We start from the raw sequence: 24,327 nt of genomic DNA, 5'->3' as shown, positions 1-24,327 counted from the left end.
CCCCTCGAAATACCTGTTCCGCAACCGACGATTCGAGGCTATGGCTGGAGCAATTGCGCGTGCAATAGTTATATTGTCCTCGGTGCAATCTCGGTGAATGCGGTGAGGTGCGATGGAGGACTACCGGCTCGTCGCCGATGACGTGGCGGCGGAGATCGCGGCCGGCAGCTTGCGGCCCGGGGACCGGCTGCCTCCGCAGCGGGCGTTCGCCCGGCGGCGCGGCATCGCGAACTCGACGGCGGGCCGCGTCTACGGCGAGCTGGCCCGGCGTGGCCTGGTCGTGGGCGAGGTCGGCCGCGGCACCTTCGTCAGGGCCGCCCAGCCGCCGCCCGGACCTGCGCTCGCCGAGCCCGCCGCCGCCAGGATCGACCTGGAGCTCAACTATCCGGTGGCGCCCGGCCAGCCCGCCCTGCTGGCCCGGGGGCTCGGCCCGATGCTCCGGCCCGACGTGCTCGGCGCCGCGTCGCAGCCGCTCGGGGCGGCGGGCACGCCAGCGGCGCGGGAAGCGGTGGCGCGCCTGCTCGGCCGGGCGGGCTGGCGGCCGGAACCCGCGCGTGTGCTGTTCGCGGGCAACGGACGGCAGGCCATCGCCGCCGCCATCGCCGCGCTCGTTCCTCCGGGCGAGCGTCTCGGCGTGGAGGCGCTCAGCTATCCCGTCGTGAAGGCCCTCGCGCACCGGCTCGGGGTGACGCCGGTTCCACTGGCCGTCGACGACGAGGGACTGTGCCCCGACGCGCTCGCGGCCGCGCATCGCGGCGCCCCGCTCCGCGCCGTCTACCTCCAGCCGACCCTGCACAACCCGCTCGGCATCACCATGGGCGAAGCGCGGCGCGAGGAGGTCGCTCGCACGATCCGCGAGCTGGGGGTGTGCGCGATCGAGGACACCATCTGGGCGTTCCTGCACGACAGCGCGCCGCCGCCGCTCACGGCCCTGGCCCCGGACCACGCGATCCTGATCGACAGCCTCTCCAAGCGGCTGGCCCCCGGCCTGACCGTCGGCTTCGCCGTGGCGCCCGCCCGGCATGCCGAACAGCTCGCCGCCGCCCTGCGCTCAGGCGCGTGGACCGCCGCCCGGTTCGCCCTCGACGCCACCACCCGGTGGATGGCCGACGGCACCGTGGCCGCCATCACCGAGGCCAAGCGGGCGGACGCGGCCGCCCGCCAGCGGATCGCGTCCGAGAAGCTCGCGGGCTTCGCCGTACGTGCCGACCCGCAGGCGTATTACTGCTGGTGGGAGCTGCCGGACCAGTGGCGGGCCGATACCTTCGTCGCTGCCGCGGCCCGCAGGGGGATCGCCGTCACGCCCGCCGCCTCGTTCGTCGTCGGCTCCCGCAGCGCCCCCAGCGCCGTACGGCTCGGCCTCGCGTCCCCGCCCATGGAGACCCTGTCGTACGCGCTGGAAGAGCTGGCCCGCATCGCCCGCGGCACCCCGGAGGACGCGGCGGAAGACTGACCCGGCACCGGAGGGAAGGCAGGGGGGCGCTCAGGTGCGCAGGGATTAGAGCCCCAACCTAATTGAGAGCGATCAGGCTGAGGTCGTTGGAGCCACGCTGATTGTCGGTGGGACACGGCACGATGTGCGCATGACTGACGCACCGCATGCCACGCCGCTTGCCGACCAGGCCGAATACGCCCAGGCCGTCCAGGTGGCCGTCGACGCCGCCGCCGCGTACTACGGGTCGGGCGACTCCGCCCTGGACGACGATGCCTACGACCGGTTGGTGCGCGGCATCGAGGCGTACGAGGCCGCGCATCCTGAGCATGCGCTGCCCGGCTCTCCTGCGGGGAAGGTCGCCGGCGGGGCCGTCGTGGGGGACGTTCCGCACACCGTTCCGATGCTGAGCTTGGACAACGTGTTCTCGGCCGAGGATCTCGCGGGGTGGGTCGCCGGGCTGGAGCGGCGCCTGGGCCGCCCGGTGGAGGCGTGGAGTGTGGAGCCGAAGCTGGACGGGCTTGCGGTGTCGGCCCGTTACCAGGGCGGTCGGCTGGCCCAGCTCGTGACCCGCGGCGACGGTGTGGCGGGGGAGGACGTCTCGCACGCGATCGGCACCGTTGTCGGCCTGCCGGAGAGATTGCCGGAGCCGGTGACGGTGGAGATCCGCGGGGAGGTGCTGATGACCAGTGCCCAGTTCGAAGCGGCGAACGTGGCCCGCACCTCGTTCGACGGGGTGCCGTTCGCCAACCCGCGCAGCGCCGCGGCCGGGACGTTACGCGCGAAGGACCGGAAGTACCGCTGTGAGATGACGTTCTTCGGGTACGGCGCGTTGCCCTTGCCGTTCGAGGACGGTTCCCCTCTAGCCGTGCGGTTGCGGGAGCTGCCGCACAGCCAGATCATGGAGCTGGTCGTCGGGCTCGGTGTGCAGACCACCGGCGCGACCCCGGTCGGTGTGATTGCCGTCGCCACGGTGGATGAGGTGCGGGCACGGGTCGAAGAGATCGCCGGGCTGCGCGCCGAGCTGCCGTTCGGGATCGACGGGATCGTCATCAAGGCTGACCTGGCCGCCGACCAGGAGCTGGCCGGGTTCAGCTCGCGAGCACCCAGGTGGGCGATCGCGTACAAGCTGCCGGCCGTCGAGAAGATCACCAAGCTGGTCGAGGTCGAGTGGAACGTCGGCCGCACCGGGATCATCGCGCCCCGCGCGGTGCTGGAGCCGGTACGGCTCGACGGGAGCGTGGTCACCTACGCCACGCTGCACAACCCCGCCGACATCACCCGCCGCGGCCTCATGCTCGGCGATCATGTGACCGTCTACAAGGCGGGCGATGTGATCCCGCGAGTAGAGGCTCCGGTGGTGCATCTGCGGACCGGTGACGAGCGGGCGGTCGTGTTCCCGCAGGTCTGCCCGCGGTGTGGTGGCGACATCGACACCTCCCAGCAGCGATGGCGGTGCGTCCGCGGCCGGGCCTGTCACGCGGTCGCGTCGGTCAGCTATGCGGTCGGCCGTGACCAGCTCGACATCGAAGGACTCGGGGAGACTCGAATCGTCCAGCTCGTCGACGCCGGGCTGATCGTCGACTTCGCCGACCTGTTCACCCTCACCCGTGAGCAGATCCTGGCCTTGGACCGGATGGGGGAGACCAGCACCGACAACCTGCTGGCCGCCATCGAGCGGGCCAAGGGCAAGCCGCTGAACAAGGTGTTCTGCGCTCTGGGCGTCCGGGGGACCGGCAGGTCGATGTCGCGCCGGATCGCCCGCCACTTCGCCTCGATGGACGCGATCCGCGCCGCCGACATCGACGGCCTTCAAGCCGTAGAGGGGATCGGGCCGGAGAAGGCGGCGATGCTGGTGGAGGAGCTCGCCGAGTTGGCGCCGCTCATCGACAAGCTCGTGGTGGCCGGGGTCACCATGACGGAGCCCGGCGCGACGGGACCTGGCACTGGAGCCGCCGATGAAGCCGAGGCGGACGCGGACCCCGCGGTCTCTCTACCGCTAACGGGCATGGCCGTCGTGGTCACCGGCTCCATGAGCGGTCCGCTGGAGGCGTTGTCGCGCAACCAGATGAACGAGCTCATCGAGCGTGCCGGAGGCAAGGCCTCCTCCAGCATCTCCGCCCGCACGGCTCTGCTCGTCGCGGGAGAGAAGGCCGGCTCGAAGAAGGACAAGGCCGCGGCGCTGGGCGTGCGGATCGCCACCCCCGAGGAGTTCGCCGCCATGGTCCACGACTTCATCTGACGGAAAGATTCGCGACGGGATAGGAGCCGTCGCCCCATCCGCGGATCCTGGCCGGGGCGCAGGGCCATCTCCCAGGTGGCGGCGGGCCGGTGTTGGATGGTGAGCTTGACCGCCGCTACTCGTATGTGTTCGGGGTCATCCGCCCAGCGGACCAGAGCGAGACTGACGTCGTACTCGCCGGGGCGAGTCTCCACGGTGAAGGGTTACGGATCGGTGTCAAGCCACCCCATGTCGGCTGCGGTCAATCGGCCGGTCGGCATCACCAAGGTGCCGCCGGGTCTGACCTCGGTGATGACCTCGCCCGCGTCCGCTGACATCCCACGCTCGCCCGCTGAGGAACGGCCGAGCATCGATTGGGTCTTGCGGACGGTGAGAGTTGTGCCTACGATCACTTCAAATTTTAGGAAAGTTTCTTAACAGAAGCCTAAGGCGGATCCGTCCGAGGTTCAGCCGACCGCACCGCTCGACCCCCCATGTGGTGCTCTCCACCACGTACCCGCCCCGAAGAGGTGTGTGATGCGCCGTACTCCGATAATCGCCGGTGCCCTGGCCGTCCTTCTGTTATTCCTGGGCCTGGGGGCGATGACCGCCTCGGCCGCGACCAATCTGCTGGCCAACCCGGGCTTCGAGAGCGGTCTGTCCTCATGGTCGTGCGCGGCGGGTGACTCGGTCGTCTCCGGCGGCGCGCACGGCGGCACGTCCTCCCTGGCGGGCGCGACCACCGGCTCGGACACGGCGCAGTGCACGCAGACCGTGACCGTGGTGCCCAATTCGCACTACACGCTGACCGCGTGGGTGAAGGGCACCTACGTCTACCTCGGCATAACAGGCGGCGCGAGCATCTGGACGCCGTCGGCGACGTCCTGGTCGCAGCTCTCGACCTCGTTCGACACCGGCGCGTCGACCACCAGCGTGCAGGTGTTCCTGCACGGCTGGTACGCCCAGGGCACCTACGGCGCCGACGACGTCGTGCTGGCCGGGCCGGGATCGGGGCCGACGGGATCGCCGTCGCCGTCACCGACGGTGTCGCCGTCGCCCTCGCCCACGCCGACCGTGTCGCCCTCGCCTTCACCGTCGCCGACGCCGACGATCACCCCGACCCCGCCGCCTCCGGGAGCCTGGCACCCGAACTACCTGGCGATCGGCACCGTCTACACGCCGGGCTCCACGGTGGACACGTTCTTCACGCAGCTCGCCACCCATGGCCCGCTGCCCAACTACGGGTACAAGTACCTGCTCGGCAACGAGATGACGAACTGGGCGAGCGTTGCCGGCACCCAGGTCAGCAGCGCCAAGAAGCTGGGCATGACGCCGGTCCTCGTCGAGTACGGCATGAACGGCAACATCGACGGGGCCGACGCGGCCTGGAACAACATGCGGAACTCCGGCTGGGTCTCGCAGTTCTTCACCGCGCTCAAGGCGGCCGCGCAGTCGGCCGCGTCGAAGGCCGGCGGCACCCCGGTCGGCTGGATCATCGAGCCGGACATGCTGGGCTACATCCAGCAGGGCCACGGATCGGCCTACGGCAACGACGCGACCAGGATGTCGGCGGCCACCTCGGCGGCGTACTCGTCGGGCGTCCTCGGCGCCGGCGACCCGACCTACCCGAACACGCTCACCGGCCTGGTCCAGGCGATCAACCACACCATCAAGAAGTACAACCCCAGCGCGTTCATCGGCTGGCAGGTCAACACCTGGGCGGTGCGCAGCACGATCAAGGACACCGACACCATGGGCGTGACCGCGGGCCACACCTCGGTCGTCAACACGGCCAACCAGGTGGCGGCGTTCCTGGCGACCGCGAAGATCGGCAGTGAGGCCGACCTGGTCGCCTTCGACCAGTGGGGTCAGGACTTCGGGTACTTCCGCGACCCCAACCCGGCCGGCAACATCCGCTACCTCAACGCCACGCACTGGAACAACTACCTGCTCTACGTGAAGACGATCCGGGGAGCGCTCAAGCTGCCCGGCGTGCTGTGGCAGATCGCGGCGGGGCACCTCAACTCGACCCGGACCGCGAGCCCGACGTACTGGAACTCCAGCGGTTCGTTCCCCGACCTCGACGACGTGTCGCCGAACCGCTACCAGGACTCCGCCTCGACCTACTTCTTCGGCGACCGGTTCGCCACCAGCGGCAACTACCTGTCGTTCTTCGGCTCCAACGCCGACGGCGACCCGAAGGTGTCGGTCAGCGGCGGCACGGTGACGTGGGGCTCGCACATCCCGGAGGCGGCGGCCGCGGGCATCGTGGCCATCATGTTCGGCGCCGGCACCGGGACGGGAACCTACAACGTGCCGGAGATGGTCGGCGCGTACCAGAGCACGCCGTCGGACTACTACTACTGGGCCACGCGGACGCAGTCCTACCTGAGGGCGCCCACGCCCCTGTAGACGGCGAGTGCCCCGGCCGGCCGCGAGGCGCGGCCGGCCGGGCGCACGCCTATTTCGCCTGCTTCCAGTCGAGCTCGCCCTTGGCGACGGACGGCCGCCAGCCGCGGAGGGAGCATCTCTTTACGGGCTTCCCTCCGCCGGCTTGGCCGGGACGATCTCGATCTTGAGAAGTTCATGAGGGGTTGGTCGCTTTGCTCGCTGTAGTCGGCTGCCGCGCACAGCGCGTTCATCTCCGGCATGTAACCCATGGCGCAGCCTGGCGGGATGTCGTACCGGATGGCCCGGTAGCCATGGACGGACCTGGTGCTGCCGTCCTTGGCGGTGCTGGTGATGTCCACCAGGCCGAGCTCTTCGATGCCTCGCGCGCGCATGTCGGCGGCGTTTCATAAAGACCAGAGTGCGCAGGTTCTTCACGCCCCGGTAGCGGTCGTCGTTGGAGTAGATGGTGGTGTTCCACTGGTCGTGGGAGCGCACGGTGGCCAGCGTGAGTCTCCCGGGGGCCGGGACGACGTCCGGGAGTGGCGCGGTCGAGAACTCCGCCCGGCCGGACGGCGTGAGAAAGATGAGCTCCCGGGCGGCCTGCCGGATGCGGAAGCCGAGGGGAAGGCGGACGCGTCTGTTGAAGTCCTCGAAACCGTTGAGCACCGCAGACATGGTGTCGCGAATGCGGTCGTAGTCCTCGGCGTACTCCTCCCTGCGTGAGCCGCGGTCGTACTGGCTGCCGCTCACCGTCGCCTTCGTCCTCAGACCCGACCTCGGCTCGGTCTACACGCGAGCGATCCACCGGTCGCTCGGAACGCTGCTCGGCGTCCTGCTGGCCGGAGCCCTGCTCGCCGTGTTCACGTCCCCCTGGGCCCTATCGCCGTCGCCGCCCTGTGCGCGGCACTGCTGCCGATCACCGTCGCACACCACTATGCGTTCTACACCGCGGCCGTCACGCCGCTGGTGCTGCTCCTCGTCCAGCTCGGCGGAGGGCCCGGCATCGACGCCCTGGGCCCGCGGCTGCTCGACACCGTCATCGCGAGCCTGATCGTGCTGCTGCTGGGGTACGCACCGTGGCCCCAGGCGCGCGCGGCACGGATCACCCCTCGGCTCCGGACGCGCGACGTGCCGCGTTCGACTGGCCGGCGACCACGAAAGCCGCTCTGGCGCCAATGGCCGGTCGGCTGATCGCTCGCCCGGTACGGCCACCGGCCGCACCGGGCGCCGCGCTCAATCCCCGACGGCCAGGATCAGGTCGGAGGCCTTGATGACCGCTGTGACCTGGCTGCCCTCGGCCAGCCCCAACTCCCGAGCGGCCTCCACGGTTATCGAGGCAACCAACCGCACTCCGCCCGCGTCGAGTTCGACGTTCGCGATCGCCTCACCGTGGGCGATCGCGGTGACCCGGGCGGGAATCTTGTTACGGGCGCTCAGCCGCATGACGTCCCCTTGCTCGCACCATCAAAAAGGCCGCCCCTGCGTTCGGGGTGGCCTGCCTCGACGGTAGACGATCAAACGCGGAAGAAGAACGACCCCGGTCGGGACGGTGAGGATGTCATCCATGGGGAACCCGCTCTCGTCGCTGACGTCCACGCTTCCACGCTTCCGCGCAGGCGGAACGGACTCCGGGGGTCCTTTCCGCGAGTCGTCGACGCCGGGCTCACCGTGGTGGTGCTCGCGGCCACGTTCTGAGCATTCAGGAAATTAGCCGACTCACCTTTTTGCCAGGCTGCGAGATCATTTGGTGATGCCATGACGACAGGATTCTTCTCACAGGCGTCAGTCTTCTGGGGGATCCGAATGAAACGTCTCGCAGTCATAGTCGCGGTGGCGGCATTAACCGGCGATACTCAGGCTGGTGATCTCGAAGGCCACCAGTCCCAAGCCTGGGGAGTATCGAGGCACCCTCACCGCCAAGGAGCTGTACAAGGACAGTTATGTCTTCTCCGACGTGGCCAAGATCTCCTTCAGGCTCTTCGTCAATCGTGACCAGTTGCCCGTCCGCCTGATCACGGAGCACAGCCAGAAGACCTACATCCCCGATCGGGACGGCAAATTGGCCAAGGGCACCGAGCATGACGTGGTCGACACTCGCTACAACGAATGGGGCGCGAAGGTGCAGATCGTGGCGCCTCCGGCGAATGAGGTCGTTGACTGGATCGATCTGCCGGGCCCTTTCGCTCCGCCGAATCCGCACGGCGGATCGTTGACGTTTCTCGTTGACCGCGCCACCCGGGCGAGCGAACACCGGGCAGCCACGCGCCCTTGACGACTCAGCCGTTCCGCTGAGCCTTCACCAGGACGTCGCCGGCGTCCGTCCGGTAGTAGAGGACGGACCGCCCGGCGCGTCGCCGCCCGACCAGGTGGGCGTCGAGCAGGACTTTGAGGTGGCGGCCCACCGAGCCCAGGCCCTGGCCGGTCAGCGCGACCAGTTGGGTCGTGCTCTTGGGGGTGTCGAGGAGGACGAGGACGCCCGCCCGCGCGGGCCCGAGCAGCCTGCCCAGCGCCTCGGGAGCCGAGGCCGCCCGGTTCGCCTCCGCCAGCGTGCCCGAGCACGGGTAGATCGCGGCATACCGGTGCGGAGCCTCCCATGAGACCCAGCCCTGGCGCGGGGTGACGGGGACGAACATCAATTGCGCCCCGGAGATCTCTCGCGGCGGGTAGTCGTGCGTGTTGATCTGGAGCCGACTCTCGCCGAGCCAGCGCATCCCGGGGCGCATGTCGTTCAGGGCCGCGGCCCAGCCCCCCTGGCTCAGCTGGGCCGTACGCGCGACGACGTCGGCCTCGATGATCCGTTGCCGCCGTGGCCAGTAGGGGAGCACCGATTCCGTCCAGACCCACTCGAGGAGGTCGGCGGCGCGTTCCGGCAGGTCGGGGCGGTCCAGTTGGGCGGGGAGCGGGCCGCCCAACGACACTGCCAGGTCGGCTCGGGCGGCCTCGGGCGGTGTCTCGCGGATGCGCGCCAGTTCCTCCCCGAAGGTGGGCGCACCCTCGCCGGTGGGCGTTGGGGTGAGGAAGTCCGCGTTCCAGATGCGGCACAGACCGGTCCGTACGAGCAGTGCGGTGACCGGGTCGCCCGTCAGCCGCTTCCGATAGGCGGGCAGGTGGATGTCGAGCCACGCGCGCTCGCCCGGGTCCGCCGCCGTCCCCCGCTCCAGGGTCTTCAGGGTCGCGGTCGCTTCGGCGAGGGGAGACACGACGAACCGGCTCCTCGCGAGCGTGTCCGCGTTGACCAGCCACCAGCCCATGCCTCGGGCCCCCTTGTCGTTTCGCGTCCCCGCGAAACAGTAACGGCTCCGCGAGGAGATCTTCGAGACTCCGGCCATGCGCACCTATCGAGAGCTCTTCCGGGCGCCGGAGTTCACGCCCCTCTTCCTGACGGCGTCTATGCAGGTGGCGGCCCAGACGGTGAGCGGGCTGGCCCTCGGCACGCTGATCTACACGGCGACCGGCTCACCCTTGCTCGCCGCCCTCGCCATGTTCGGCCCGGCCCTCGCCCAGGTGGTCGGCGCGACCACGCTGCTGTCGGCGGCCGACCGGCTGCCGCCGCGTGCCGCGCTGAGCGGCCTGGCGCTGCTCTTCGCTCTCGAAACCGCCGCCCAAGCCATTCCCGGCCTGCCCGTTTGGGCGGCTTTCACCATCCTCTTCGTCCTCGGCGTGCTCGCCTCGCTGGGCGGTGGAGTGCGCTACGGCCTGCTCAACGAGATCCTCGCGAGGGACGGTTACCTGCTGGGCCGCTCCGTGCTCAACATGTCCGTCGGCGCCATGCAGATCTGCGGGTTCGCGCTCGGCGGCGTGCTCGTGGCGACGCTGTCACCGCGTGGCACGCTGCTCACCGGCGCCGCCCTGTACCTCGCCGCCGCGCTCGCGGCCCGGTTCGGCCTCAGCGGGCGGCCGTCGCGTGCCGCCGGCCGGCCGTCGGCCGCCGAGACCTGGCGCAACAACGCACGGCTCTGGTCGTCCAAGCCTCGGCGCTACGTCTACCTCGCCCTCTGGGTGCCCAACGGGCTGATCGTCGGCTGCGAGTCCCTCTACGTCTCCTACGCGCCCCGGGATGCGGGGCTCCTGTTCGCCTGCGCCGCTCTCGGCATGCTCGCCGGTGACACCCTGGCCGGCCGGTTCGTCCCCCAGCGGTGGAGGGAACGGCTCGGCGGACCTCTGCGGCTGCTGCTGGCCGCGCCGTACCTCATCTTCGCCCTGAACCCGGCGCTGCCGTTCGCGGTGGCTGCCGTGGTGCTCGCCTCGGTCGGCTACTCGGCGAGCCTGCTGCTCCAGGAGCGGCTCATGTCACTGACACCGGACGAGCTGAGCGGGCACGCTCTCGGGCTGCACATGTCCGGCATGCTCACCATGCAGGGCGTGGGCGCGGCTCTCGCGGGCGTGGTGGCTCAGCGCACCTCGCCCTCGACGGGGATGGCCGTGATGGCGGCGACCTCCGTCGCCGTCACCCTGGCCCTGGCGCGTGGGCTGCGCCCCGAGCGGCGGAAGCCGCACGTCAGACCGTCTGGGGCCACGCGTGAGGTCGGCGCCGATCAGTCGGCAATCGATTGGTGATCGGCGCTTATTACGTTTGCGGCATGACGAAGGGTCGGAGATCCGGGGGCGGCCGGCGAGCGGCGGACGGGGTCCGTTCGCCGGCCGGGATCAATCACTGAAAGACGCCGACCAGCACAAACCGCGGCCACAGAACGGCCACACAGAAAAACGGGGCAAACCATGTTCACGATCCCCCTCACTCTCAAGAAGATCACGGCCACCGTCGCCGCCGGCGCCCTGGCGACCGCCTGCATCCTCGCCGTCGCACCAGGGGCCGCCCAGGCCAGCGGCTTCACCGTCCGGCTCGCGCCCGACTCCAACCAGTTCCTGTTCCTGGACGTCAGCGGCGGATCCACCGGCGACGGCGCCAAGATCATTCAGTGGTCTCTCAGTGGCTCCAACCAGGGCTGGACGTTCAGGGTGACCGGCGATCACTACCAGATCGTCAACGTGAAGAGCGGCAAGTGCATCACCACCAGCGGCGTCGCCGGTGACCAGCTCTACCAGTGGGTGTGCACCACCGACCCCCGGCAGTTGTGGGACACCGGCCTGAACGCGGGCAACGGCTACGGCTACGCGATCAGGAGCGTCGCCAGCGGCCTCTACATGGACGTCTCCGGCGACAGCCGCTCCCAGGGCGCCGCCATCGACACGTGGTACTGGAACGGCGGGCAGAACCAGTACTTCACCGCCCGAATCTACTCCTAGTAGGTCATTCGATTGGAGGGGTCCCGCTTCGTAGCGGGGCCCCTTTCGCTTGTGGAAACGCACACCCGCGGTAGTGGGAGCGCCTCTTCGAGCCGCTCGGCATGAGAGACACCGGGTTCCACGTTCCCGCGGGCAACCTGGACCGGCTGCCCGCCGCCTACCGGTCCGATCGGGAGACGGGAGCGCAGGCGCTGCACCGGGTGGACCTGACCGCCGAGGCGATCCGGCTGGCGCGGCGGCTCTGTCGGCTCCTGCCCGGCGACGGTGAGGCGGCCGGCCTTCTCTTATGCCTGGCCGGGGATCCGGTTATCGCAAACACTTCTTCGCGAAGAACTCTTTGCGAAGGAGTGTTTGCGGTTTAGAGTTCGTGACATGGCTGAGCGTGAGAAGCCGGGCAGGCCGTACGTGCCGAACCCCGAGACAGATGTGGTCCTGGACGCCAAGGGCCTGCGTGCCCTGGCCCATCCGGTGCGGGTGCAGTTGGTCGGGCTGCTGCGGATGTACGGCCCGTCGACGGCCACCCTGCTCGCCGGGCGGATGGGTCTCACGTCCGGGGCGACCAGCTACCACCTGCGGCAACTCGCCGCCGCCGGCTTCGTCGAGGAGGACACGGCGCGGGGAAACGCGCGGGAACGCTGGTGGCGGTCGGTGCACCGGTCGACCTGGTTCAACGACATGGACCTGGCCGACCGAGAGCCCGAAGCCGCGCTGATGTACATGCAGTCCGTGCTGACCGCGCACTCGCGGCGGGCGCATCAGGCGCTCAAAGAGCTCCAGACGATGCCCCGCGCCTGGCGAGACGTCTTCGACCTCAGCGACTGGTCGCTGCGGCTCACCCTCGAAGAGGCGGCGAGCCTGCAGGAGGAGTTGCGGTCGGTGATCGCCCGGTACAGGCGTGAAGCGCCGGAAGAGGCGGCGGCCGCCCCCGAGGGCGCCCAACGTGTCTCACTGATCACGCATCTGCTTCCCGAATTGGACGTGGAGGCCGAGACCGCGACGGGGTCCGGACCAGCGGAGACGACGTGAACAGGGCAGCTGTGAACGCGAGGGAGGAGACACCTGGCGGCACCCCGGGCGGACGGAGCCTGCGGCCGTTGACCGGGTTGCTGGCGGCCGAAGTCGTGTCCTTGACCGGCACCCGGGTCTCGGCCGTCGCGCTGCCGTGGTTCGTGCTCGTCACGACCGGCAGCGCCAGCCAGACCGGGCTGGTGGCTTTCTGTGAGATGGCGCCATATGTGGTGGTCAAGGCGTTCGCCGGACCGATGGTGGACCGAGTCGGTCCGCGAGCCGTGTCCTGGACCGCGGATTCGGTCAGCGCCGTCGCCGCCGGCCTGGTCCCGCTGCTCCACTCCATGGACCTGCTCTCCTTCTGGGTGCTGCTGGTCCTGGTCGCGATCGTCGGGGCGGTGCGGGGTCCGGGAGATCTGGCGAAGCACATCATGGTTCCGGAGGCGGCCGAGCGCAGCCGGGTGCCGTTGGAGCGGGCCACCGGTCTCGCCGGTGTGGCCGAGCGACTCGCCTCCACGGTCGGTCCCGCGGCCGGGGGAGCTCTGGTGGCGCTGCTCGGCTCCATGACGGGCCTGATCGTCAACGCGGTCTGCTTCGCCCTGGGGTCATTGATCATCGCGCTGGCGTTGCCGCGCGGCATGGGGCAGGCGGCCGGCCAGGAGCCGGGGCCGGAGGGTGAGAAGGAGCCGGGCTACTGGCGGCGTTTCGGCGAGGGCCTCGTCTTCCTGCGCGGTGAGCCACTGCTGCTCACCGTCATCATCGTGGTGGGCATCACCAACCTGCTGGACGCGGCGTTCAACGCGCTGCTCGTGCCGGTCTGGGCGAAAGAGTCCGGTGGCGGGCCAGGGGCGATCGGCGTGATCGGCAGTGTGTGGGGCAGCGCGGCGGTCTGCGGAAGTCTGATCGCGTCAGCGATGGCGCACCGCCTGCGGCGCCGGATCGTGTTCTTCGCCGGCTTCCTGCTCGCGGGGGCTCCGCGCTTCCTGATCCTCGCCTTCGGCGCGCCGATGTGGATGGTCCTGGTGGTGTTCGCCGTCGGTGGTTTCGGCGGCGGATTCCTCAACCCGATCCTTGGGGCGATCTCCTTCGAGCGGGTTCCGCGCCGGTTGCTGGGCCGCGTCGGAGCGCTGGGAGACTCGCTGGCCTGGGCGGGAATCCCTCTCGGCGGCCTCATCGCCGGAGTGGCGGTCGCCTCCTTCGGGCTCGTGCCCGTGCTCGTGGCCGGCGGAACGGCGTACTTCCTCACCACCAATCTGGCGGGGCTGCGCCCGGAATGGCGGGAGATGGACCGGCTGCGTGGCAAAGGCCGGGCGAGCGACGCGCCTGCGGCCGAGGTGGTTCGCCCGGCGAGATGACCTTCCGGGCCCTCCACGATCCGGGGAACCCCACGTCCCCGAGCTTCCCGGGAACCCTGCATGATCACGGCGACGGGTTCCTGACCGGCTTCCTAAGGGGCCCTAGCGCTCTTCGATCAGTGTGTGGTCGTCATCCGCCTGGCCGCCCTCCGGGATCGGGATCCACTTGTGCGACCAGGCGATCACGGCCTCCAGCGCCGGCTCCAGATCTCGGCCCTTCTCCGTGAGGTAGTACTCCACCTGAACGGGGGATGCCGGGATGACCCGTCGTTCGACGAGGCCCTCCGTCTCGAGCAGGCGCAACCGCTGGGTCAACATGGTGTCGCTCAGACCCGGCACCGCGGCCTTTATCTGCGCGTAGCGGCTCTGCCCCGTGAACATCGCGCGCAGGATGGCGCCGGACCAGCGAGAGCCGATCAGCTCGATGGCGGCGTGAAACCTTACGCAGACGGTGTGTACATCGCTCATCGATCTCACCTTTTCACATCCCGGATGAGCGCGCTTCCTCCCGAAGAGGGCGCAGGATGTCGCTCGTCCGGACCAACTCGTCGAACATGGCCTTGGCCGACGCGGTCATGACGTCGTTCGGGCTGACCTGGTTCTCCTCGTCGACGAACTGGTGGACGAAGGGGATGGACACCGCCTCGATGAGAGGAGTCATCTTGAGCGCGGTGAGGACCTGCTTGATCATCTGAGCGGCGCGGGTGCCGGCGGCCACCCCGCCGTAGCTCACCAGGCCGACCGGCTTGTACTGCCACTCGTTGTGCAGATAGTCGATGGCGTTCTTCAGCTCGGCGTTGTACCCGTGGTTGTACTCCGGCATCACGAAGATGAAGGCGTCCGCCCCGGCGACCTTGGCGCTCCAGTCACGGGTGTGCTGGTGGGTGTACTGCCCCAGCCGCGGATGGTTGGGCTCGTTCATGAACGGCAGGTTCACCTCGGCCAGATCGACGAGCTCGACCTCCGAGAAGCCGCCATGCGCCCTCGCCTCTCGCTCGATCCACTGCCCGATCGAGAGACCGACCCGGCCGGGGCGGGTGCTGGCGACGATGATTTCCAACTTGGCCATGACGCGTTCTCCTCAGATGTTGTACGGCCTCGCTTGGCGAACGAGCCCCGAAGGAGCCCGTTTCACCACGTCGGATGCTATCAACAAAACTGAGTGACAAATATTTCCTTAGTCCGCCCCTGTATGGGTGCCTACCACACCCGGGGGCGTCCCACAGGAAAGGCCGGCCACACGAGCCCGTGGCCGGCCATCACGTCGGAAGATCACTACAGGTCGGTGGCTATGATCTTCTCGATGTTCCGTTCGGCGAGCGCCGTGATGGTGACGAACGGGTTGACACTGGTGTTGCCGGGGATCAGCGAGCCGTCGATGACGTACAGGCCGGGGTAGCCGGCGAGACGGCCGTAGTTGTCGGTGGCCTTGCTCAGCACCGCGCCGCCGAGCGGGTGGTACGTGAGGTGATCGCCCCAGATCTTGTAGACGCCGAAGAGGTCGGTCCGGTAGATCGTCCCCTCCTTGGCGTTGATCTTGTCGAAGATCGTCTTGGCCATGTCGATGGACGGCTGCTTCCAGGAGGTCTGCCAGCTCAGGTCGACCTGGCCGGTCGCCGCGTTCCAGGTGAACTGGGCGCGGTTCGGGTTCTTGGTGATCGACAGGTAGAAGGAGGCGTAGGTCTCGATTCCGGTGGGGAGCGGCGCGACCTCGGCGAACGCGCCACCGGCGGCCCAGTTGTCGATGCCGCAGCAGGGAATGGCCGACTGGAGCGAGCCGGTCGGGTCCCACAGGTGGTTGGCGCGGCCGCACATGACGTTGCCGTTGTCGCCCCAGCCCTTGCCGACCTCGTCGTTCAGGCCGGGCAGCGCGCCGGTGGCCTTCAGCTTGACCAGCAGCTTGCTCGTTCCTACGCTGCCGGCGGCGAAGAACACCTTGTCCGCGGTCACGGTCTTGGTGGCCGTGGTGTCGCCGGTGGTGTTGATCTGGTCGATGACGACCGTGTAGCCGCCACCGGCCGCCGGGGCTACCGAGGTGACCTTGTGCAGCGGCGAGATGGTGACCCTGCCGGTGGCCCTGGCCTGGGCGATGTAGGTCTTCTGCAGTGATTTCTTGCCGTAGTTGTTGCCGTAGAGGATCTCGCCAGCCAGCGCCGACTGGGGGGCGGTTCCGGCCGCCTCCTGCTTCATGTAGTCCCAGTCGTACACGTCCGGCACGAAGACGAACGGGAAGCCGGATCGCTGTGCCTGCTTACGGCCGACCCGGGCGTACTGGTAGCAGGCCGTGGAATCGAACCAAGCCGGGTCGATGGTGCCGACCCCGAGCCCGGCCCGTGCGCGCGGGTAGTACGTGTCGTACATCTCGTCGGCGTTCACCGTCGGGAGGATGGCGGCGAAGTTCTCGCGCTTGGGGGTGACCGCCATGCCGCCGTTGACCAGTGAGCCGCCGCCGACGCCCCGGCCCTGGTAGACCGTGATGCCGCTGAACTCCTCGGCGTCCAGGATCCCGGTGTGGCGAGGGATGTTCCGGTCGATCGGGAAGCCGAGGAAGTAGTTGAGGGGCGCCTTGGTCCTGGTGCGCAGCCAGTAGGACCGGTAATCCGGCTCTCGCGTGTTGCAGAAGATCTTGCCGTCGGAGCCGGGGGTGTCCCAGGCCATGCCCATCTCGATCATCTGCACGTCGACGCCCGCCTGGGCGAGACGCAGAGCGGCCACGGAGCCGCCGTATCCGGTGCCGATCACCAGGGCCGGGACGCGGGCCCCGTCGGCGATCGGAGCGGCCGCCGGGAGGGTCGCGGCCTGGGCCGCGGTCACGCGACCCGCCAGGGCCGCGGCTCCCAGAATAGAACCGGTTCCAACAATGAATCGACGACGCGAGACTGGGCCGATGTGGGGGTCATTGTCCCTCATGTGACGTTCCTCTTTCTCAACGAAAATGAGAACATGTTCTATATTGCTCGCGCCGTGAGTCCCTACATGCCGATAAGTGGTTCTATGCCTGGTGGAGTCCCAGGTCAGATCGCGTCTGCCCGCCTGACGGAGGGCGATGAACCGCTGGGCAGCACGCAGACCGTGTCGAGGCCCAGCACATGATTGAGCCGGCCGAATGCCAGCCAGGAGCCGATGCTCATGCTCAGCTCCACGATTTCGAGCTGGCTGTAGTGCGCGGTCATCCGAGCCCAGAACTCGTCGTCCAGGCCGTGATGGTCCAGGGCGTACCGCTCGGCGTACTCGGCGGCCAACCGGGTGCGGTCGTCGAAGGCGTCTGTCGTGCGCCACTGGGTCACCGCGGCGGCGAACTCCTCCTCGACCTTCTGCCCGTCCCGTTCGGTTCGCCAGTCGAGGCAGAAGGCGCACCCGTTGATCTGGGCGATCCGCAGCCGCGCGGCCTCGAACTCGCGGAGTCCGAGGGTCGTGTGGGCGTACACCGCGAGCGAGAAGTTCGACGCGGCGAGCCCGATGCCGGGGACCATCTCGCCCCAGACGTACTGGATCGCGTCCTTGCCCTCGGGGATGTCGATGATCACGGGTGTTTCCTTCCAAGTTTGCCGACCGCGGGGCGAAGGGGGACGTCGAGCGCGTCGTAGAGCCCGGGCTCCGCGTCCACGAGCCAGTCGATGGCGCTCACCAACCGGCCGACCGCGGTGGCGTTCCCGCCCGCGGACCGGTTGCCGCCCTCGTCGGTGGCCTCGACCGTGACCTCGATCCGCGGCCGGCCCTCGATGATCACTCGATGTGCCCCCTCGCCGCCGGGCGGCGTCGGCCAGTCCGGAGCGCACGACGGATGGATGCGGGTGACGTGCTCGATGACGATGCGCGGCTCGCCCTCGACGATGCCCTGCACCTCGAACCGCACCGCGCCCTGGGTGCCGGCCTCGAACTCGCCCATCGCCTGAGTGCTCACCGTGGAGTCGAGCGGGCGCCGATCCAGGGTCTCGCGGATCTCGTCGAGCTCGACGCCGAGGGCCCTGGCCATGAGCCGGACCTGTCCTCCCCACACCATGGCCGGAACCGTCGGCGCGATCATCGGCGGCTCGTAGTCCATCGGCTGGCCCATGCCGACCAGGTAACGGACCGAGTCGGGCTGGTCGTAGGTCGAGTAGTCGAAGATCTCCTGGCAGCGGACCACGTCCACGGTGGTGCCGAGGCCGCTGATCAGCAGTGGCAGCACGTCGTTGCCCCAGCCGGGGTCGACGCCGGAGACGAACAGTGAGCCGCCGCCGTCCGCGACGGCCGCCAGCACCGGCTCCCGCAGCTCCGGCGGGGCGTTGCGCTGGTCGTACAGCGCGTAGATCGAAGGGGTGACGACCACGGCCCCGGCTCGGATCGCCCTCACGATGTCGGCGAGGGCCTCGTCGGGGCGGATGTCGCCGGACGCCGCGTACACCACGGCTCGGGGGCCGGCGGCCAGCACCGCGTCGACGTCGCCGGTCGCCGCGACACCCAGCTCGTAGCCGAGCCCGCCGAGGTCGCCCGCGTCGCGGCCGACCTTGTCAGGGTTGTTGACCAGCACGGCGGCGAGCTCCAGCGCCGGGTGGGCCTCGACGGCCCGGATGGCCGCCCGGCCGACGTTGCCGGTGCCCCAGACGATCGTGGGTATCATGGCCGGAGCGTAGCAAGCGCTTGGTACAGCGTATAGTGCCTTCACAAACCTGGACGACCGCATGTGAACTGGCCGCGCCCGGAACCGGAGGGCGCGCGGCCCGGACGGCACGCCCGTGGTGCGGGAGACCAGGCCGTCGGACAGTGCCGGCCACGGCACGGCGTGCGCGGGCCTCCCGTGGAGTTCTTCGCCCACGGTTCCAACGTGGAGGTCGCGTGGCCGGGAGGGAGGCTGAGCCGGTGCACCGGCAACAGCTTCGCCACCCCCCACGTCGCCGGCCTGTGCGCGCTGATCCTGGGCAAGCACCCCGGCTTGACGGCCTTCCAGCTCAAGAACGTCCTCTATCTGACCGCCTTTAACGTGAAGAGTGGCCAATGAGTACCGACACGTACGCCGCCTCCGCCGCGGAGGCCCGGACCGGCGGCGACCACGACCGCCGGCGGCTCCTGCAGTCGATCGTCGAGGTGGCCAGGGCCATCTTCGCGGCGCGGACCAGCTCGATCTTCCTGTGCGGTCGCGGCGCCAGGCGGGCCTTGGCGTCCGGCGCATCTCCGGGATCCGGCACATTTCGGCATCCGGCACGGCGGGGCTCGCTGGACGCGCCCCGCGCGGCCGGACGGGGTCATTTGGGCAGGTAATAGCAGCGCAGGCCGGTGTGGATGGTGGCCTGGAGGGCGTCACCGATGACGGAGTCGGCCTGCGCGACTCGTGCGATGGCACGCCGGATGGCCTTCCCGACGGCGACGCGGGCGCGCTCGTCGTTGCCGGTGAAGGTGCGCCACCGCCCGGCCATGCCCGTCGCGGCGGCCACTTCGTCGAGCAGCCAGCCGCGTTCGGCCCGGAGGGCGGCCGCGCGTTCGAGGTCGTTCAGCGACTCGCTTTCGTCGATCTCGGCCTGCAACTGCGACAGCCGCAGTTTGTACGTGCTGACGGCCCGCTCGTCCAGCACGGGCTGCGCCGAGATCCCCCCGCCAATGACCCCGCCGCTCTCGGGCGTCGCCGTTCCCCGCGATCCGGCGCCGGCGGCCAGTTCGGTGGCGGGGATCTCCTGCCCGGGGTTGGACAGCAGCGTGGCCAGATAGGCCATGCCCACGCTGTGGTCGACGGTCACGCCGCGCGCCCCCATGTCGATCTGCCACCGCCGGCCGCGGCGCCGGCACACCATGACCGGTGACGCCCTTCTGATCACCCTGCCGGAGCCAGAGCCGGAGCCGGCCGTATCGGGCGACTGGAGATCGCCGGGCAGCGCCATGCCCAGCCCGGCGGCCTCCCGGGCGGCCAGCGCCAGCTCATTCCGTGCGGCTCGGTCGCCCGGTCCGTCGCGTAACGCCAGCACCTGTCCGAGACGCCAACGGGACAGAGCGACGGCGGGCCAGTGTCCCAGCGCCAGGTTGTCGTGCACGGCCGACCGCAGGTGCCGCACCGCTCTGTCCAGATCACCGTTCGCCAGCGACGCCACTCCCAGGGGATGATGCGCCGATCCGAGGCAGGTGACGCCCAGGCTGGCGATCACCGGCAGATGCGCGAAAGGTTCGAGAAGGGCGTACGCTTCCGCCGCGGCGTCGGTTTCCCCGAGCAGACAGGCCGCCTCGGCCACGCCGTACATCGAGATCAGCCAGCTGCTCGACCGGGGAAGCCGAGCGAGGTCGCGGCCTCGCAGCCGGGCCAGCGTGCTCTCCGCCAGGCGCCGGTCGCCCGTGGTGGCGGCGGCCACGGCGAGGACGGCGAAATAGGAATTGTCCGTCGCGCTGAGCGTCGGAGAGTTCACCAGCTCGGCGAGGAACGGGATGAGCTCGCCGATGCGTCCCTGGAACCAGCGGATCGTCGCGAGCTGGCCTCCGTACCAGGCGGTGGCGTCCAGATCGTCGGCCGCCGCGCCGCTCTCGGCGCAGGCGGCGGCCAGCGCTTCGGCCTCCGCGAACTGGCCCTTCCTGATGGTCAGCATGACGTCGATCGCGTCGACGACGAAGCCGGTCGCGAGGTGGCCTTGGCGCGTCAGCATGCCACGCAGCTCCCCGAGGGAGCGCTCGGCGTGCGGATTCGCGTCAAGGAACAGGTCGACCGTGCGCCAGAGCAGTCCCATCAGCAGATCGCTGCGGCGGCCGGTTCTGGACGCCTCTCCGATCAGCTCTTGGGCCAGCTCCAGCCGGAGCGACCCGTGCTCGGGACCCAGGACGCAGTGGTGGGCCAGGCTGAGCGCCTCGGCCAGGGACACCGGATCTCCCGAGGCTCTGGCCTCGGCCACCGCCGCCAGGACCGCGGCGTGCGTGCCGCCGCGGTAATCCTCCTCAGCGGCCAGCCGCGTCCGCAGTCGTAGCGCCGGCGCCGACCGCGGATCGATCAGCGACAGGGCGTGGCGCTGACGCGCCCACACCTTCGCCGCGTCGGCAGCCGTGCGATGTTCGTGCACCCACAGCCCGCCCAGCCCCAGCGCGGCGCGCGCCATCGCCATACCGTCGCCCGCGCGTTCGGCCTCCCGGTAGGCCGCGTCGAACCAGCATCGGCCGACCCGCAGATCGCCGTCCACCGTAAGCGCGTGATCCCCCGCGAGCAGCGCCAGCTCGCAATCGTCCCCGCAGGCCGTGAGCTGTTCCATCCCCCATCCCCCATCCCCTTGCCACTGACCGCCCCTCCCCCGAGCGCCTGTGGGCGTGCGGAACCCCCGATCCGCGACGGCTGATCTAGGTCGTGGCCTTTGGATCTTCTTGGCCTACTGCGGTCGCCCAGATGGCACCTCGCGGCGTTGTCGCCCCACCCACGAAATTCCTCGCAAGCTCCGAGTTTCCGCGGGGCCCGGGAATGTCGTCCAGGCTCCGCTCCGGCCTCCTCCGCCTTGCGATGCGTCCATCTGGCCGATCCTCGCTACGGCAAAGATCCAAAGCACACTCCCTAAGACAGCGAACATCATTCGGAACGTGAGCGCCCGCACTTTGGTTCAATTGCGTACTAATTGGGTCTGGAACGCAATTGATCAAGCAACGGCACCGCCGGTCGCGTGTACGGCTCAGCCGTCGCGACCTTGCGGTTGTCGCCTTCAGGCCAGATGTGGGCGCGTCCGTCCGATCTAGCGTCTCCAGTTGTCGCCTGTCGCGCACGACCTGCGCGATATGCGATCGGCATGGTCGCCTGGACCGCTGAACTCGGCCCGACGCCGTTTCCGTGCGCCTTCCGAGAGGAGAAAGGCCACATGTCGCTGACCGTTCCGAACCGGTGACCGTTGTCACGGGGCGGCGGGAGCCTCCTGCTGGACACGGGCGCCCAGCAGCGCCAGGCAGTTCGCCCAAAGGACGTCGAGGTGGCTGGTGTTGTTGAAGAGCTTGGCGAACAGCACCTGGCCCTCCAGCTGAGCCACCACGGACCGTGCGGCTTCGCGCGTGTCCGCGACGTCGACCTCGCCGCGATCCCGGGCTTCCGCGACGACCGCCTCGACCATGCCGACCTGCGCGTCGAAGATCTCCTGCAGACGGACGCGGATCGCCTCGGCCTGGTTGCTCAGCTCCAGAGTGAGGTTGCCGAACAGGCAGCCGGACACGGTGCCGCAGCTCTGCTGGCCGGCGCGCTGTGCGGCCTCGGTGATCTCGAACAGCCGGCGCAGCCGCTCAAGCGGCTTCCCTTCCCCTGCCAGAACGCCGGTCCAGTCGCGGCGCTGGGCGGCCCAGTGCTCGTCGATGACGGCCAGCGCGAGGGCCTCCTTGGACTCGAAGAAGTAGTAGAAGCTGCCCTTCGGCACCCCGGCGGCCTTGCAGATCTCGGCCACGCCCAAAGCGGAGTAGCCGCGCAGCTCGATGAGCGACTGCGCGGCCGCGAGAATCTTGTTCCTGGCGTCACTGCTGCGTCCCATATTGCAAGTGTACGACCGGTCGTCTAGTTTGTAGTAGACCAGTTGACTATTTGCTCTCGCGACGTGAGGTCGCGGGTGGCCGCCGCAGACACGGAGCGGGGGAAAGACTCCGGGTGCGTGGCTTTCCGATCCGGCCGGTGCCCGGCTTCAGCAGCCGGGTCCCCGCATCGCCTGCACACATAGACGAGGAGCCAAAATGACGAGCAACCCGATGGAAGACGTGCTGGACCGCTGGAAGGCCGCGTTCGACGGCCATCAGGTGGACGCCATGGCCGACCTGTTCACCCCGGGCGCCCTCTTCCAGGGCTTCGGGCCCGAGGTCGTGTCGGGCCGCGACGCGGTGCGCGCCTATTACGAGGCGGTGCCCGACGACCGCAGCGCCGACGTGACCCTCCTGCACACCTACACGATCGGCCAGGAGGCAGCCGGGGGGTTCGCGGACGTCACCTTCCGGGATCCCGCGGGCTGGGAGGCCGCGGTGCACCTGTCGCTGGTCCTCCAGCTCCGCGAGGGCGCCTGGCGGATCCGGCAGTACCACGTGTCCCGGGTCCTCAAGGAGCATCAGTGACCTGATCGGCCTGGGTCACCGGCCTGCTCGTCCTCGGCACCGCGCGCCGGCGACGACTTGCGGCGCTCGCCGGTCGCGGTGTCTCCTTGGGCCGGAAGTGTTCCCCCACGTCGAGGGCGCGGGGCGGGCACCCGGCCAAGATCTGACCGTAAAGCCTCGGAGGAATGAAGCGATGGAGCCCACCATGATCGATCATCTGTCCGACCCGTCGAGGCCGGTGCGCGGCTTCGACGTGGTGGTGGTCGGCGCCGGGCCCGGAGGCGAGGTGGCGGCCGGGCGGCTCGCCGAAGCCGGTCTCGAGGTCGCGATCGTGGAGGACCGGAAGGTCGGCGGCGAGTGCTCCTACTGGGCGTGCATGCCGTCGAAGGCGCTCCTGCGCCCCGGCGAGCTGCTCGCCGAGGCACGCCGCGTGCCGGGGACGGCGGAGGCTGTGACGGGCCCGCTCGACCGGGCCGCCGTGCTGCGGCGCCGGGACGAAATCGTCAACGGTCTCGACGACAGCGCCCAGTTGCCGTGGCTTGAGGAGCGGGGCATCACGCTGTTCCGCGGCTGGGGCAGGCTGGCCGGCGAGAAGCGCGTGGTCGTCGGCGACGAGACGCTCGAAGCCCGCCGTGCCGTGATCCTCGCAGGCGGCACCGCGCCGGCGTTGCCGCCCATCGACGGGCTCGCCGACGCCCGTCCGTGGACGAACCGGGAGGCGACGACCGCGCCTGCCGTTCCGGCGACCCTGGTCGTGATCGGCGGAGGTGTGGTCGGCGCCGAGATGAGCCAGGCCTACTGCTCGCTGGGCACGCGGGTCATCCTGATCGAGGGCGAGCGGCGGCTGCTCCCGCGCGAGGAGGTGTTCGCCTGCGAGCAGGTGACCGACGCCCTGGTCGAGCAGGGCGTCGACGTTCGCACCGGCCAGAAGGCGACGTCGGTCCACCGGGACGGCGACTCGGTCGTCGTGACGCTCGGCGACGGCAGCACCGTGTCGGGCGACGAGTTGCTCGTCGCGGCCGGCCGTACCCCGCAGACGTCGGGGCTCGGACTGGAGAGCGTGGGCATCGAGCCGGACGGGTACGTCGAGGTCGACGCGCACGGCCGTGTCCCCGGCCTGGACTGGCTCTACGTGGTCGGCGACCTCAACGGGCGCGCGGCGTTCACCCACATGGCGAAGTACCAGGCGGCGATCGCCGCCGACCATCTGCTGGGCAAGGACATGGCGGCGCGGCATCTCGCCGACGCCGCTGGCTCGCCGCGGGTGATATTCACGGACCCGCAGGTGGCGGCCGTCGGCCATACGACGGCGACCGCGCGGGAGGCGGGGCTGCGTGTGCGCGTCGTCGACCTCCCCACGTCGGGCAACGCGGGCGGCTCGTTCTACGGCCGCGGCGCCCGCGGGACGAGTCGCTTCCTGATCGACGAGGAACGCGGCGTTATCGTCGGCGCCACCATCACCGGCTCCGAGGTCGCCGACTTCCTCCACGCCGCGACGATCGCCATCGTCGGAGAGGTCCCGCTCACGCGGCTGCGGCACGCGATCCCTGCGTTCCCGACCCGCAGCGAGATCTGGCTCTACCTGTTCAATGAGCTGGGCATGTAGCCCGGATCGCCTCAGCTGACCGCGTCTCGTACTGGGACGCGCCTGCCGTTGCGCCCCTGGATGACGCCCGTCGTCA

At 69.7% G+C, this 24,327-nt stretch carries 22 protein-coding genes and 2 pseudogenes; 13 read left to right on the top strand and 11 right to left on the bottom strand.

Annotated features, from left to right (window positions below; all coding sequences use genetic code 11):
* The first annotated feature begins 112 nt into the window (after window positions 1–112).
* Both ABH927_RS07180 and ligA read left to right on the top strand, forming a co-directional pair.
* Window positions 113–1,453, top strand: a complete 1,341-nt coding sequence (locus tag ABH927_RS07180; RefSeq protein ID WP_370019219.1) for a PLP-dependent aminotransferase family protein — start codon at window positions 113–115, stop codon at window positions 1,451–1,453.
* 130 nt (window positions 1,454–1,583) lie between these two features.
* On the top strand, window positions 1,584–3,674 hold the full coding sequence (ligA, locus tag ABH927_RS07175; protein ID WP_370019217.1) for an NAD-dependent DNA ligase LigA: 2,091 nt from the start codon (window positions 1,584–1,586) through the stop codon (window positions 3,672–3,674).
* A 53-nt stretch (window positions 3,675–3,727) separates the two neighbouring features.
* On the opposite strand, the pseudogene ABH927_RS07170 reads toward ligA, so the two are convergent.
* Window positions 3,728–3,868, bottom strand: a pseudogene (locus ABH927_RS07170) (DUF4241 domain-containing protein); the annotation flags it as partial.
* 322 nt (window positions 3,869–4,190) lie between these two features.
* Between ABH927_RS07170 and ABH927_RS07165 the strand changes: the two are divergent.
* Entirely contained in the window at window positions 4,191–6,065 is a 1,875-nt protein-coding gene (locus ABH927_RS07165) for a carbohydrate binding domain-containing protein (protein WP_370019215.1), read from the top strand.
* A gap of 120 nt (window positions 6,066–6,185) precedes the next feature.
* Here the strand turns inward: ABH927_RS07165 and ABH927_RS07160 are convergent, their stop codons facing one another.
* Window positions 6,186–6,794, bottom strand: coding sequence for a hypothetical protein (locus ABH927_RS07160; protein ID WP_370019214.1), 609 nt, complete (start codon window positions 6,792–6,794; stop codon window positions 6,186–6,188).
* Between ABH927_RS07160 and ABH927_RS07155 the strand changes: the two are divergent.
* A pseudogene (locus ABH927_RS07155) lies at window positions 6,760–7,235 on the top strand (FUSC family protein). The gene ABH927_RS07160 and the pseudogene ABH927_RS07155 sit on opposite strands and share 35 nt — an antisense overlap.
* 42 nt (window positions 7,236–7,277) lie before the next feature.
* Here the strand turns inward: ABH927_RS07155 and ABH927_RS07150 are convergent.
* The gene (locus tag ABH927_RS07150) at window positions 7,278–7,487 is read right to left on the bottom strand and encodes a molybdopterin-binding protein (protein WP_261586641.1); all 210 of its coding nucleotides are present in this window, start codon (window positions 7,485–7,487) and stop codon (window positions 7,278–7,280) included.
* Window positions 7,488–7,905: 418 nt separating this feature from the next.
* Between ABH927_RS07150 and ABH927_RS07145 the strand changes: the two genes are divergently transcribed.
* Window positions 7,906–8,316, top strand: coding sequence for a hypothetical protein (locus tag ABH927_RS07145; RefSeq protein WP_370019212.1), 411 nt, complete (start codon window positions 7,906–7,908; stop codon window positions 8,314–8,316).
* 4 nt (window positions 8,317–8,320) lie between these two features.
* Here ABH927_RS07145 and ABH927_RS07140 read toward each other — a convergent pair whose 3' ends face one another.
* Complete coding sequence (locus tag ABH927_RS07140) at window positions 8,321–9,295, bottom strand: ArsR/SmtB family transcription factor (protein WP_370019210.1); 975 nt, start codon at window positions 9,293–9,295, stop codon at window positions 8,321–8,323.
* A 76-nt stretch (window positions 9,296–9,371) separates the two neighbouring features.
* Here ABH927_RS07140 and ABH927_RS07135 point away from each other — a divergent pair, with 76 nt between their 5' ends.
* From ABH927_RS07135 to ABH927_RS07120, 4 genes are all read left to right on the top strand, one after another.
* The gene (locus tag ABH927_RS07135) at window positions 9,372–10,601 is read left to right on the top strand and encodes an MFS transporter (protein WP_370019208.1); all 1,230 of its coding nucleotides are present in this window, start codon (window positions 9,372–9,374) and stop codon (window positions 10,599–10,601) included.
* Between the two features lie 162 nt (window positions 10,602–10,763).
* Window positions 10,764–11,291, top strand: coding sequence for an RICIN domain-containing protein (locus tag ABH927_RS07130; protein WP_370019206.1), 528 nt, complete (start codon window positions 10,764–10,766; stop codon window positions 11,289–11,291).
* A gap of 372 nt (window positions 11,292–11,663) precedes the next feature.
* Window positions 11,664–12,317: an ArsR/SmtB family transcription factor gene (locus tag ABH927_RS07125; protein ID WP_370019205.1), complete on the top strand. Its 654-nt coding sequence runs from the start codon at window positions 11,664–11,666 to the stop codon at window positions 12,315–12,317.
* The gene (locus ABH927_RS07120; RefSeq protein ID WP_370019203.1) at window positions 12,314–13,654 is read left to right on the top strand and encodes an MFS transporter; all 1,341 of its coding nucleotides are present in this window, start codon (window positions 12,314–12,316) and stop codon (window positions 13,652–13,654) included. Before ABH927_RS07125 ends, ABH927_RS07120 begins: the two co-directional genes overlap by 4 nt.
* Before the next feature lie 102 nt (window positions 13,655–13,756).
* Here ABH927_RS07120 and ABH927_RS07115 read toward each other — a convergent pair whose 3' ends face one another.
* From ABH927_RS07115 to ABH927_RS07095, 5 genes are all read right to left on the bottom strand, one after another.
* Window positions 13,757–14,122 (bottom strand): winged helix-turn-helix transcriptional regulator, encoded by a 366-nt coding sequence (locus ABH927_RS07115; RefSeq protein ID WP_370019201.1) that lies wholly within the window; start codon window positions 14,120–14,122, stop codon window positions 13,757–13,759.
* Window positions 14,123–14,135: 13 nt separating this feature from the next.
* Entirely contained in the window at window positions 14,136–14,723 is a 588-nt protein-coding gene (locus ABH927_RS07110; protein WP_370019199.1) for an NADPH-dependent FMN reductase, read from the bottom strand.
* A 206-nt stretch (window positions 14,724–14,929) separates the two neighbouring features.
* A complete protein-coding gene (locus ABH927_RS07105) occupies window positions 14,930–16,468 on the bottom strand; it encodes a GMC oxidoreductase (protein WP_370019197.1) in 1,539 nt (512 codons plus the stop codon).
* Window positions 16,469–16,668: 200 nt separating this feature from the next.
* Window positions 16,669–17,181, bottom strand: coding sequence for a carboxymuconolactone decarboxylase family protein (locus ABH927_RS07100; RefSeq protein WP_370019196.1), 513 nt, complete (start codon window positions 17,179–17,181; stop codon window positions 16,669–16,671).
* Complete coding sequence (locus ABH927_RS07095) at window positions 17,178–18,257, bottom strand: dihydrodipicolinate reductase (protein ID WP_370019194.1); 1,080 nt, start codon at window positions 18,255–18,257, stop codon at window positions 17,178–17,180. The genes ABH927_RS07100 and ABH927_RS07095 overlap by 4 nt, the downstream gene beginning before the upstream one ends.
* Before the next feature lie 63 nt (window positions 18,258–18,320).
* On the opposite strand from ABH927_RS07095, the gene ABH927_RS07090 reads away from it, so the two are divergent.
* Complete coding sequence (locus ABH927_RS07090) at window positions 18,321–18,635, top strand: S8 family serine peptidase (protein WP_370019192.1); 315 nt, start codon at window positions 18,321–18,323, stop codon at window positions 18,633–18,635.
* Complete coding sequence (locus tag ABH927_RS07085; RefSeq protein WP_370019190.1) at window positions 18,632–18,895, top strand: hypothetical protein; 264 nt, start codon at window positions 18,632–18,634, stop codon at window positions 18,893–18,895. The genes ABH927_RS07090 and ABH927_RS07085 overlap by 4 nt, the downstream gene beginning before the upstream one ends.
* Here ABH927_RS07085 and ABH927_RS07080 read toward each other — a convergent pair.
* Window positions 18,880–20,853: a hypothetical protein gene (locus ABH927_RS07080; protein WP_370019189.1), complete on the bottom strand. Its 1,974-nt coding sequence runs from the start codon at window positions 20,851–20,853 to the stop codon at window positions 18,880–18,882. The genes ABH927_RS07085 and ABH927_RS07080 overlap by 16 nt on opposite strands.
* Before the next feature lie 624 nt (window positions 20,854–21,477).
* Complete coding sequence (locus tag ABH927_RS07075) at window positions 21,478–22,098, bottom strand: TetR/AcrR family transcriptional regulator (RefSeq protein WP_370019187.1); 621 nt, start codon at window positions 22,096–22,098, stop codon at window positions 21,478–21,480.
* A gap of 196 nt (window positions 22,099–22,294) precedes the next feature.
* Between ABH927_RS07075 and ABH927_RS07070 the strand changes: the two genes are divergently transcribed.
* Together ABH927_RS07070 and ABH927_RS07065 are read left to right on the top strand one after the other, a co-directional pair.
* Window positions 22,295–22,666 carry an SgcJ/EcaC family oxidoreductase gene (locus tag ABH927_RS07070; RefSeq protein WP_370019186.1) on the top strand — a complete coding sequence of 124 codons (372 nt, stop codon included), beginning with the start codon at window positions 22,295–22,297 and terminating at the stop codon, window positions 22,664–22,666.
* 184 nt (window positions 22,667–22,850) lie between these two features.
* Entirely contained in the window at window positions 22,851–24,251 is a 1,401-nt protein-coding gene (locus ABH927_RS07065) for an NAD(P)/FAD-dependent oxidoreductase (RefSeq protein WP_370019184.1), read from the top strand.
* Window positions 24,252–24,327: the final 76 nt, after the last annotated feature.

Origin of the sequence: Planotetraspora sp. GP83, from assembly GCF_041262585.1 — a bacterium.
Taxonomy (GTDB): domain Bacteria; phylum Actinomycetota; class Actinomycetes; order Streptosporangiales; family Streptosporangiaceae; genus JAOEGB01.
The sequence above is the reverse complement of the archived record's forward strand: the minus strand, read 5'-3'. Positions and strand labels throughout refer to the sequence as shown.